The 11,194-nt window shown below is 40.2% G+C and carries 7 protein-coding genes; 2 read left to right on the top strand and 5 right to left on the bottom strand.

The window, feature by feature from the left end; translation table 11 throughout:
* The first annotated feature begins 756 nt into the window (after positions 1 to 756).
* Positions 757 to 2,316 (top strand): response regulator, encoded by a 1,560-nt coding sequence (locus F6K52_RS23920; protein ID WP_293083747.1) that lies wholly within the window; start codon positions 757 to 759, stop codon positions 2,314 to 2,316.
* 416 nt (positions 2,317 to 2,732) lie between these two features.
* On the opposite strand, the gene ftsH2 is transcribed toward F6K52_RS23920, so the two are convergent.
* The 5 genes from ftsH2 to F6K52_RS23895 all read right to left on the bottom strand — a co-directional run bounded on the left by ftsH2 (position 2,733) and on the right by F6K52_RS23895 (position 10,269).
* Positions 2,733 to 4,619: an ATP-dependent zinc metalloprotease FtsH2 gene (gene ftsH2, locus F6K52_RS23915; RefSeq protein WP_293083744.1), complete on the bottom strand. Its 1,887-nt coding sequence runs from the start codon at positions 4,617 to 4,619 to the stop codon at positions 2,733 to 2,735.
* Between the two features lie 351 nt (positions 4,620 to 4,970).
* Entirely contained in the window at positions 4,971 to 5,165 is a 195-nt protein-coding gene (locus F6K52_RS23910; protein WP_293083741.1) for a hypothetical protein, read from the bottom strand.
* Positions 5,166 to 5,220: 55 nt separating this feature from the next.
* Entirely contained in the window at positions 5,221 to 6,546 is a 1,326-nt protein-coding gene (locus F6K52_RS23905) for a pathogenesis-related family 1 protein (protein WP_293083738.1), read from the bottom strand.
* 84 nt (positions 6,547 to 6,630) lie between these two features.
* Complete coding sequence (locus F6K52_RS23900) at positions 6,631 to 9,843, bottom strand: caspase family protein (protein ID WP_293083735.1); 3,213 nt, start codon at positions 9,841 to 9,843, stop codon at positions 6,631 to 6,633.
* Positions 9,844 to 9,849: 6 nt separating this feature from the next.
* Positions 9,850 to 10,269 (bottom strand): hypothetical protein, encoded by a 420-nt coding sequence (locus F6K52_RS23895; protein ID WP_293083732.1) that lies wholly within the window; start codon positions 10,267 to 10,269, stop codon positions 9,850 to 9,852.
* A gap of 183 nt (positions 10,270 to 10,452) precedes the next feature.
* Here F6K52_RS23895 and F6K52_RS23890 point away from each other — a divergent pair, with 183 nt between their 5' ends.
* Entirely contained in the window at positions 10,453 to 10,680 is a 228-nt protein-coding gene (locus tag F6K52_RS23890) for a hypothetical protein (RefSeq protein WP_293083729.1), read from the top strand.
* The last annotated feature ends 514 nt before the right edge of the window (positions 10,681 to 11,194 follow it).

The following is an 11,194-nucleotide window of genomic DNA, read 5'->3' as shown; positions in this document are numbered from 1 at the left end:
TGCCCACTCTACTCCTATTCATTCAAAGACTGACGCAACGCCGCTTTGGCAGTGCGATTCGGGCAAAGCCCGACGCTGCGCGAACGCTTAATCCCAAAAATTATTCATCCCAAAAATAGGCTTTAGGGTTCTCAGCAGCCTATGAAGCGCCCCTGATCAAGCACCGAAGCCCTCAACTATTTGAGTAGGCTATGCATTGGCTCAACGTTACTATTAGCAGTCAACAGTCAACAGTCAACAGTAAAAAATCAAAACTTTGAGTAATTTCTTGTAGATATTAATTGACTACAATCTCAAAAAAATCCCCAAAAATACGGTTTTATCAACTAGAGATGATCCAGGAAGATAAAGCTGAGTACTTTTATCCCTTCTCAAACTACTATCCGATTTGATTCGTCAAATAAATTTTTCCTGTGAGCATCATGCTTGTGCAGGCAAAATTACTGTACTAAGCTTCACAACTATAGCAAGTTTTCTCAAGATCTTTACAAGTATTATAGGCTAATAAATTGAAAAAAAATATTAATAATATATAAAATATGTTAATAATTTTACGTGACAATTAATTCAAAAAATAGTGGCATAAATAAGAAATTAAATATTATCTATATCTATTGCAAAATTATTTTTATGATAGTGTTTTAATCAATTCTTGTCCAGTGTTCCCTGTTCCCTGTTCCCTGTTCCCTGTTCCCTGTTCCCGACTTCTGCAAGAAGTCTATTAATAATTAACAGTATATACTAAGTAACTTAACTATGATGAATCCTGAACAAAACCATGCTCCTATAATTCTGGTCGCCGATGATGATACACAAACGCGGACAATGCTGCGTACAATTATGGAAAATGAGGGATATAATGTCGAAGATGTAGGGGATGGCGAGCAGTGTCTGGCAGCTTATACTGAACTAAAACCGGATATAGTTTTACTGGATGCTATGATGCCAGTGATGGATGGGTTTATGTGTTGCGCCCAAATCCAAAAGCTACTAAAAAATGAATCAACACCAGTATTAATGATTACTGGACTTAATGACCAAGCTTCCGTTGATTGGGCATTTGAAGTCGGAGCAACGGATTATATCACTAAACCCATCCAACCATCAGTTCTAAGGAAGCGTGTCCGTCGTCTGATCGAAGCTAATCGAGCAGAAAAAACCTTACGGGAGAGGGAGAAACAATATCGTTCTGTAGTAGAAAGTGTTAAAGAAGTGTTTTTTCAAGTTGATGCCACTGGACACTGGAAATTCCTCAATTCTGCCTGGACTACTTTCACTGGCTTTACTGTAGAAGAAAGTCTAGGGAAAAATTGCTTAAAATTTATTGATCCTGATGATCAGCAACGTTATCAACAATTGTGGCAGTCTCTAGTCAACGGTGAAAAGGATTCCTTTAAACATGAAATAAGATATGTTACCAAAACAGGGAAGTGCCGCTGGGGAGAGATTAATATTCATTCAAGTTTGATTATTGATGGTGTGGTTACCGGTTATTCTGGTATGCTACAAGACACCACTGAACTTAGAAAATCTCAAGCTTTAGAAAAAGAGAAAATAAAATTGGAAGCGGATATCCAAGAACGAGAACGTCGCTCAGAAATCATTCGCAAATCCCTAGAACAGGAAAAAGAACTCAGTGAACTTAAATCTCGGGTTATTAGTACGATATCTCATGAGTTTCGTACTCCAATGATGATGATTCAATCCTCTACTGAATTGCTAGCTAAGTACAGTGAGAAATTGTCAGACGATAAAAAACTGAAACATTTTCAACAAATTGGATGGGCGGTTGAACACATGAATCAACTCCTGACCAATGTGATTTTCCTAGATAAAACTGAATCAGGGGAACTTGATTGTCATCCTGAATACTTGAATCTAGATAAACTATGCCAAAAAATAATTAATAATTTACAGGTTACTTTAACTAGTGACTATAAAATAGATTTTTCCAGTCAGAGTAATTCTAGTCAAGTTAATTTAGATGAACAGCTAGTTGGACAAATTTTGACTAATATACTATCTAATGCGGTTAAATATTCTCCCCAAGGAGGCATCATTAAGTTTGACGTATTTTGTCAGCCAGAAGAAGCGATTTTAACTATTCGGGATTCAGGGATTGGTATTCCACCAAAAGAAAAGCAACGAGTGTTTGAATCTTTCTATCGAGCCACTAATGTTGGTGCTATAAAAGGAACAGGATTAGGTTTGGCTATTGCTAAAAAATGTGTTGAATTGCATCGGGGTAAAATTAACCTGGACAGCGAAGTTGGTGTGGGAACAAAGTTTCAAGTAGTCTTGCCATATTTGGATTAGATCTAGCAATTATACTACTTGTGAGGTACACAATTTCTAGATTTTAGGGAGCAGGGAGTAGGGAGTAGGGAGTAGGGAGTAGGGAGGAAAGAAGAAAATTTATATGTACCTGACTATACTAGTAAACGCTATACTTGATTGAATAAAATTACAACAATCCCCGACTTGTGAACAAGCCGGGGAACCATAGTAGGTAATTGCATGGGTTCGATGCCCACTCAACTACCAATTAAATTTGTTGGCTGTAGCCTCAAGTATTAGCTCCTCAAACATTGGATAAACGGGCTGTTTATTAAGGATTCAGGATAAACATCAATATTAAACATTAAATATTAAACATTCAACATTCAACATTCAACATTCAACACTAAACCTTGGCCTTTGGCCACGCTACGCGAACAACCTTCAATAAATCCTTATAACTGAGGTACATACTGTGGCTTCTCAGGCACATCGGTGTACTCAGCCACAATTTGACGGAACTCTTCACCCTCAATAGTTTCCTTTTCAATCAACAGATCCACCAATCGGTCAACCGCATCTCGATTATCCCGAATGATCTCTCGTGCTTCTTGATGGCAATGTTCTATAATCTCACGAACTTGCTGATCAATCCGAGCAGCAACCTCTTCAGAGTACTCTGCCCTAGACATTAATCCCGCACCGAGAAAGACTTCTCCCTCTTGGCTTTCTAAGGACAGAGAACCTAAGTCACTCATGCCGTAGCGAGTTACCATTTGCCGTGCGATCCCAGTCAATTGCTGCAAATCACCACCGGCACCAGTAGTGACTTCCGCATCACCGAATACTTCTTCTTCCGCAGCTCGACCGCCTAAAGCTCCAGTAATGCGAGCCAAAAGCTGAGCTCTGGTAATTAAACCTTGCTCTTCACTAGGAGTAAACCAGGTTAGACCTTGAGCTTGTCCCCGGGGAATCAGGGTAACTTTCTGTACAGGGTCGTGATCCTTGACTAGGGTACCAATAATAGCGTGACCAACTTCATGATAAGCAATCAATCGCTTGTTCTTGCTATCTACCAGGGGAGTACCTTCCATCCCAGCCACTACCCGGTCAACCGCATCATTGATTTCCAGCATGGTAATCGCTTCTTTGCGACGGCGAGCAGTCAGGATAGCGGCTTCATTGAGCAGGTTGGATAAATCAGCACCAGTGAATCCAGGAGTCCGTCTTGCGATTACTTCGATGGAAATTTCTGAAGCCAGTTTTTTATCCCGAGCATGAACTTCCAAAACCTTAATCCGCCCTTTCAGGTCTGGGGGATCTACCATCACCTGGCGGTCAAAGCGTCCGGGACGTAACAGAGCTGTATCGAGTACATCCGCACGGTTAGTAGCCGCAATCACGATAATGCCGGTGTTTCCTTCAAACCCGTCCATTTCCGTCAGCAATTGGTTTAGGGTTTGCTCCCGTTCATCGTTACCACCACCAATTCCAGCTCCCCGTTGCCGTCCTACCGCATCAATTTCATCGATAAATATCAAGCAAGGGGCATTTTCCTTAGCTTTTTTGAACAAGTCACGAACCCTAGAGGCACCAACACCTACGAACATTTCCACGAATTCGGAACCAGAAATACTAAAGAAAGGCACTCCTGCTTCACCAGCGATCGCTTTTGCTAATAGGGTTTTACCAGTTCCAGGAGGACCGACGAGCAGCACCCCTTTTGGTATTCGTGCTCCGACAGCGGTAAACCGTTCCGGTTGCTTGAGGAAGGTAACTACTTCTTCGAGTTCCTCTTTGGCTTCTTCGATACCGGCCACATCATCAAACAGCACCCCAGTTTTGGCTTCCATCATGAACCGCGCCCGGGATTTCCCGAAATTCATCGCTTGACCAGGACCACCATTCATGTTGCTGGAGCGACGGAATAGGAAAAATAATCCCGCAATCAAGAGAATCGGAAAAATTAAATTCCCCAGGAGTCCCCAAATTGCCCCATCATTACGAGCGGGATGGGAAGTCAGAGCAATATTAGACTCTCTGAGCTTAGAAATCAGTTCCGGCGCACTAATGGGCAGATCTACTCGCAGCCGCTGTAAGCGGTTATCAAGATCCACATCCACAGCTTCTACAATCGCTGTGCGACCACTATCATAGAGGTCAACACTAGTGACTCTACCGGAATCAATATAGTCCAAGAAGCGACCATAGGTCATGCGAGTACTGGCGGTATTACTACCCATATTCCCGGTAGTACTCGCAAATGTTCCCTGCCAAAAGAAAAAACCAATGACTAGGGCAGGTAATGTCCAGAGTAGGAGTATTCTCCAAGAAAATTTCATGTGTTATTCGCCTCTATTACTGGTAACGAATGCTGGTATCACCCTGTGAGGGAGGATCTGATTACAAAAGAATTCAAGATCAAAAATTGATTGAATACCCTAAAACCGTTTGCTTATAGTATTTTTGTATTTTCTGTCAATACCTTTGAGGGGTATTGCCACATAACTCGTGATAACACAAGTTATTGTAACGTTATTTTAACTAAATTTAACATAACTCTCATCATCTGAGCAAGGGAGTGATCGCAATGGTTGTAATCGTGTTTCCCAGGAGGGTGGAAGATGTGGGAGGTGTGGGGAGGATGGGAGGAGAGGGAAGAGAGGGAAGAGAGAGAGGAGCCTGGGGGTGGCTCACAGGGGTAGGTTTTTTACAGGAGGGTCAAACATGGGACGAGCCAGAGGGGGAGGAAGAGGAAGACAACGAAGAAGCGATGCAGAGGTGCGACCCGTGATGGCGAGCAATCCCTTGCCATCACGGGTCGCACCTGTGGAATGGGCATCTTGCCCGTTCCTGATATTTTTGGGCAGGCAGGATGCCCACCCCACTCCTATTAATTGCTTAATTCAGCAACGCCCGGATAACTTGCTGGCAGGACTGAATTTAATATGGTCGCTCCCCACTATAATTACCCGGAGGTCTGTAGTTGCACACGATCACGTTTCCATATGTTCTGTGCTGAGCAATCCCACAACCAACTTCAGTGGTGTTTCTCCATACCATTTGTGTGTAATGACCACAAGTTTCGTCTTGACGACAAGTATTCGTAGAGTAGTCATAATCATCTTTTTCCTCTGCCCATAGGTTCAGCATTTGAGTTACTGAACTGCCAGCAGCTATGTTCTCGCCTGCGCCACTTCCATTGATGCCAGGACGATGTCTAAAACTATTCTCTTGAGAAAGCTGGTTTGCCCATTCTTGGGCATAGCTTGCCAGTTGATTTGACCAACGCAAAGGTGCCACGCCGACTTCTTCCCGCAGTTTGTTATGAGTATTCAAAACTTCCTGCTCCCTTGGCGAAAGAGGAGTGAGAGCCTCTTTGAATCTTTCTATTAAAGGAGCAACATCTGCTATTAAAAGACCAACATCTGATGACCAATTGGCAGTATCTAAGAATATCTTAACAGGCTCTGATTGAGCGACTTCCGCAGGATTGATCTTACTAACTGTTCCTTGACTACCGTCCCCAGAATAAACATATCTAGTTCCGGCTTCTGCACTTATCTGTCCAGCGACAGAACTAATTGTCACAGCGCCAACAAGAACATCGACAGTTAATTTACTGTCCAAGTTGTAGGCATAAGTTAGAGTTAGTTCTTCAGTTCGAGAAATAGTAATTTCTTGAGAATTAGGAGTATTATCTCGTATCTGCTTATTTTTTGACTTCTCTGCCCAATAATTACTGCTCGAATCGGACATCCAACCAGTCATACCTAGCACAATACGCTCACAGGCACTTCCGCCGTCTACCGGTGTCAGACCCCAACCAAATACACCAGTACCAAGATTTTCTCGACAGGGAAAAGTATATTCACTGGACTCACCGTTGAAGTCATCAGGACCTACTTGTACTAAGGGATCTATCTTATTTTCATTTCCCCCATCAGGTTCATTTCTCCAAAACTGGAGATGAGCCCAAGATTTCGAATCAGGCGAAACCCATAATAAATCCTTCCACCTTTTTAATTTAGGATAGTCATCTGGACTTCTAGGCTGCTTGTTCTTATCTCCTCCTGGATAAACTTTCAAAAGCCCTGCTATTCTGTCGAAGGTTGCATATCGAGGCATGTCTGAGCTAGAAGCATAGCTATTAGGGTTTTTCACGAAAACGTAAATAGGAAACAGTACAATTGTCGTAGCGGTAATTAGACAACTGAGATTACGTATAGTTTTACAATTTTTAAATCTATTGTAAATTATTTTTTTCATATATATATTTTCTGAGTTTGACAAAAGCTAATATATAGTAACTATATTAATTATGAATAAATTATTCATTTCAATTTAAAAAAATTAATTATATATTTTTGAATTGACATTTTTTTTACATCTTTTTTGACAATATTCAATACGCTTAATTACTTCTCGATTAGTAAAGTCAAATATTGACGAATAAAGAGTGCTTCTATCAGTTTTATCTGGTTCTAATTCATAACAATCTTGATCATTATAAAAGTTTTTATCTCCATCCAATTCTCCATACCAACCGCAGCGTTGATCAGTAGCATTACGCCATAACTGTTCAATTTTTACGAGAGTTTTACAAGGAATTTGCTTTGCTTCCTGTTTGTCATTCATTAAACCATCATTATTGATATCTGCTCCTGCTCCGGATTCACGCATTATGATTTCATAAGTTGTCCGTAAAGCACTGTTAGGTGGATACTGCTTTTCAAAATGTCTTCTTCGTTTTTTAGGTAAAAGTTTTCCAAAGTTAGGCTTAGGCTGGTTCAGATCTAATTCAAGCTGTGAAATACGGTATGTATTCAGCAGTTCTGCTAATGATGCTTCAGCTTGAGCAGAAATTTCTTCAATATCACTTTTTTCAGTTTCAGTTACTTGTTCGTTTAGTCTACCTGTAGCTGTCATAATATTACGGTAGTAGGCAAATAACTTATGAAAACTTTCTTTATGATCCCGGTAGTAATTAACTTTCTGCTCTAAATCCTCTGTGTCTTTTAGTTGATCTAGTGCTTTTTTCAACTTGTCTGCTTTTTTGTGAAAATCTGGTAGAGCATTCAAAGTTGTGATGGGATCTGTTTTCAAAAATACTGTTTCAAGGGTTTTTTCCGACTTTTGTTGTTGCCAAGACGCATAGCCTATTACTCCTAAGGCAATAACTGTAGCCCCAGATGCCGCGATCGCAAACTTCGTCTTCATCTGAGAGGCTTTAAGGGCTTCACTTTGTGCTTGGCGTGCTTTTTTTTCTTCTTCTAGTCTCTCTCGGATCAGTTCAAGTTCTCGCTGCTGACGTTGTTCCTCTTCTTGGCGCAGGCGAGCGGACAATTCTGCGCTATGCAGGATATAGTCCTTCTCACTTCGACTCAATTCTTTTCCACGTTCTTTTAACCATTTATTAGCTTCACCTAACGGCATACCCCGCAACAACGCCCCTTCATCTTTTTTGGCATCTTCCCACTGAGAAATTGCTACCCTTAAACGCTCTTGCCAAATACGAAACTCACGGTTGTATCTAATCCATTCTTGGAGTAATTTCCAATTCTGAATTAATGCTTCATGGGCAATTTCTACCACATCAATATTATTATTATTTTTACTGGTGACAACTAATCGAGCATCAGCTAGTTTTTTTACCACAGACCATTTGTCATTTCCAAAATCTGCCTTTGTTACCAGCCGTCGTGTGTCTTTGGTTCCTCTACCAGGTTGCACCAGTTGGATAAAAATTTGCTCTGCTTTTTTCTGTTCAGCTTGAGTAAGGCTTTTGTACTTAGTTGTAGCATGTTTGCTTAAAGCTCCTTTTACCTCACCAATTTCCCTGTAGGCTTTGTGGGTTAGCTGTTTACCTTCTCGCTTGTTCCACAATTCAGTTAAGGCAAACTCCAGCAGGGGTAATTTTCCTGGCTCATCTTCTACATCATCCAAGATCCGCTTTACTAAATCTGCTTGACATGTTACTTTTTCATTCAACTTTTCGTTCAGTTTCTCTATAGGCTTGACAATAACGTCGGTAAGTTCTTTGTGGTTCATTGGTCCTAATTTGAGATCTGCGTTTTGCAAAACATCAGCAAAAGGACGATAAGAAAGGGCATTTTCCAAGAAATCAGCGCGCATCATTGCCACAATTACCATGGAAGATGAGGATTGGGAAGAAGATGAGAGGCTAGCTAGTAAACAGTCCAAGAAACTATGGTGCAATTCAGAGTCAGAATATTGAGTGTAGAGTTCCTCAAACTGATCTGCAATCAGTAACACTTTATGATTTGGGTGTTTACGTTGGATTTTACTAGACACTTCGGCTAAAGAAAGTTCCCCTTCATCTCCACGGAAACATTTGGCTAACTTACGAGCCTGAGTCATCTCGTCTGTAGAATCCAACTCTGACATATATAGTGGAACGAGTGCTTCGGCTAGGGCATAAAATGGATCATTACCGTTACTAGGGCGAAAGTGAGTGAATTTCCAATTACCTGCCTTTTCCAGTTTTGGTATTAATCCCGCCAAAACCACTGAAGATTTACCACTTCCAGATGAACCCAATACTGGAATAAAATTACGGGTTTGAGCAGCTTTAACAAGTTCTTCTACAAATGCTTCTCGTCCAAAGAAAAACTCAGCGTCATTGGGACTAAAATGAGATAAACCGAGATAAGGGCATGGAATGTCTTCAATTGTAGGAGTTTGATCAGAATCAGCGGTTAGAACTATTGGTTTTTCACTGTGATAGTTTTCAATATATATAAAAATAGGCCTTTGTTCTTCTGGTGTTATGACAGAATCATTTCCAGAAGTTTGATTTGGTTTTGGGATATATTCACTTTTATTTTTAGCAATCCAAATATCTTGCTCGGCATTTACTTTAAAAACTGGACGTTGGCTAAACTCAGAGTAGTTTGAATCAGTAGTTAGTTTTTCTTCTATGTAATCAACAATATTTCCAACACTGATTAAACCATTATGTGTCGGCTTATTCTCTAGTCCAGTTTCAATACCGTCACATAGCAGTTTAGTAAAAACACCGTGGGATCCATCTTTTAATTCACGACTAGTTTGACTCTTACGAGATGAAGCTATAATTGCAATTCCTTTTGGTATTTTTCCCTGATTTATAGTAGAAAAAATGCCTTGTGATTCTTTTATTCCCTCAACTGCTGCTCCACTATGGCAGGCATCTATAATTAGTATGGCACGCTTAACATTCTTAATTCTTAAATTAGTGATTAAATTTCCAAATGGATAAAAGTCTTGTCGAGTTGTCCCTAATTTTAGACAGTATTGATCCTGAAGAATGTCCCCATGTCCTGAAAAGTAAAAAATAAGTTGATCTTTAATACGCCAATTATCAAACAGAGGAAAAAAATGATTCTCGAATTCGTGACTATTTGTACATCCATAAAATGGTCGTATCTTGTGATTACACATGCCCAATTCTGCGTTTGTGAGCATCCTGTAGACACGATCAACATCACGATCTACGGCTTTCAGTTCCTCCCCAGTCAAAGCGGAAAAAACAAAAGCAATTCTCTTGGGAGCGTCTTCTGACATGGAAATCTATTCCTTTCTATAAACTTGAACTTCGATATAGTCAATAGAAGATTCAGCTTGTAGATTAGAAATTACTGTTTTAATTTCTTCTGCTGATGAACTTTCAATTAATAGTGTTTTTCGAATAATTTGATTTTCAAAAGATATAGACAAAGAATATTTCGGTTGCTTAGATTCCCAGTATTGGAGGACTGAAAATAAGGTTTGAATTGCTGCTAGAGTTAGTGAAGCGATCGCTATCCCCATTGCCAAACCTCCATCTCTTACTCCAGGTTCAGCCTCTTTTTTCTCAACCTTTACAGGCAAATCACATTCTTCTTGAATGATATTCGCGAGTTTTTTTAAATTATAAGAATCATCTTCATTAACATTTCCCTCAAACTTAATATAAGCATCCATAATAATTTGCCTCAATAATGTTGGCATATTTTAACTGTAGCCAATATGGAGTAGAAACTAGCACTACCAGAAGGCATCTAATCAATGGATTGCTTCAACAGTTTCATTGGCATCGGCATTATTGGCACAGTAACAGTAGTGGTAGCAAATCCAGTGACCAATGACCAGTAATGGGTCTTCTCAATCATAGTCACCACTCACCAGACATCAGTGGTTTCAGTTGACAGTGAACAAGTTACAGTTATCCAAGTAGAAACGCTTAAAAGGCACATAATCACAGTTACAGTAACTCTAGCAGAAGATATCAAAGTCAATCAAGATGACCGAGTAAATTTTTGTGAAGTACTCGCTGATAGAACTGCTGAAGGTCAAAGACTAGAAGCCAAAGGCAATCAACTCAAAATTCCCATTGAACAGATCAGCCTACCCATGCCGTAGTTGAAGGAACTACCAAAACCCAACTTTGAGCAGGAATTAATTGCCTTGGAAAAAAATAAATTTGAGCTGGAGCAGGTAGAAGGATAATATTAACCCCCTCAAGGAGAAAAAAGTTAAAGCGCAGATGTCAGTATCAACTGCGATCGCCTGGCTCAGTGTTGCTCAAACTAGATACCAAAATCAACAATAACAACATTCCCTACAGGTATCCCAATACCAAACTAATTGACAACTGAAGTTCTCCAGTACAAATGAACCTTAGCAGTTCAAAAGTCCTATCGATCTTGGCTTTGGGGGGTAGTGAACACTAGTATTACTGGAAACCGAGTTTTGAAACGCCTGAATTTCTTGCTATACCTAAAATGTAGCCATATAAAAAGCGCCATGCTGTACAGGCAAGCATCCATTTTTATATCAAGTGAGCGCAACATTCAATGGAACTGTGTAGCCATCTTAAAGCTTGTTTTTATTTAGACAAAACTGCCCTGCAGCCCTATCGAATAATCTCAAAAAA

It is taken from the genome of Moorena sp. SIO3H5, from assembly GCF_010692395.1.
Classification (GTDB): domain Bacteria; phylum Cyanobacteriota; class Cyanobacteriia; order Cyanobacteriales; family Coleofasciculaceae; genus Moorena.
This window is presented reverse-complemented; position numbering and strand designations above follow the sequence as displayed.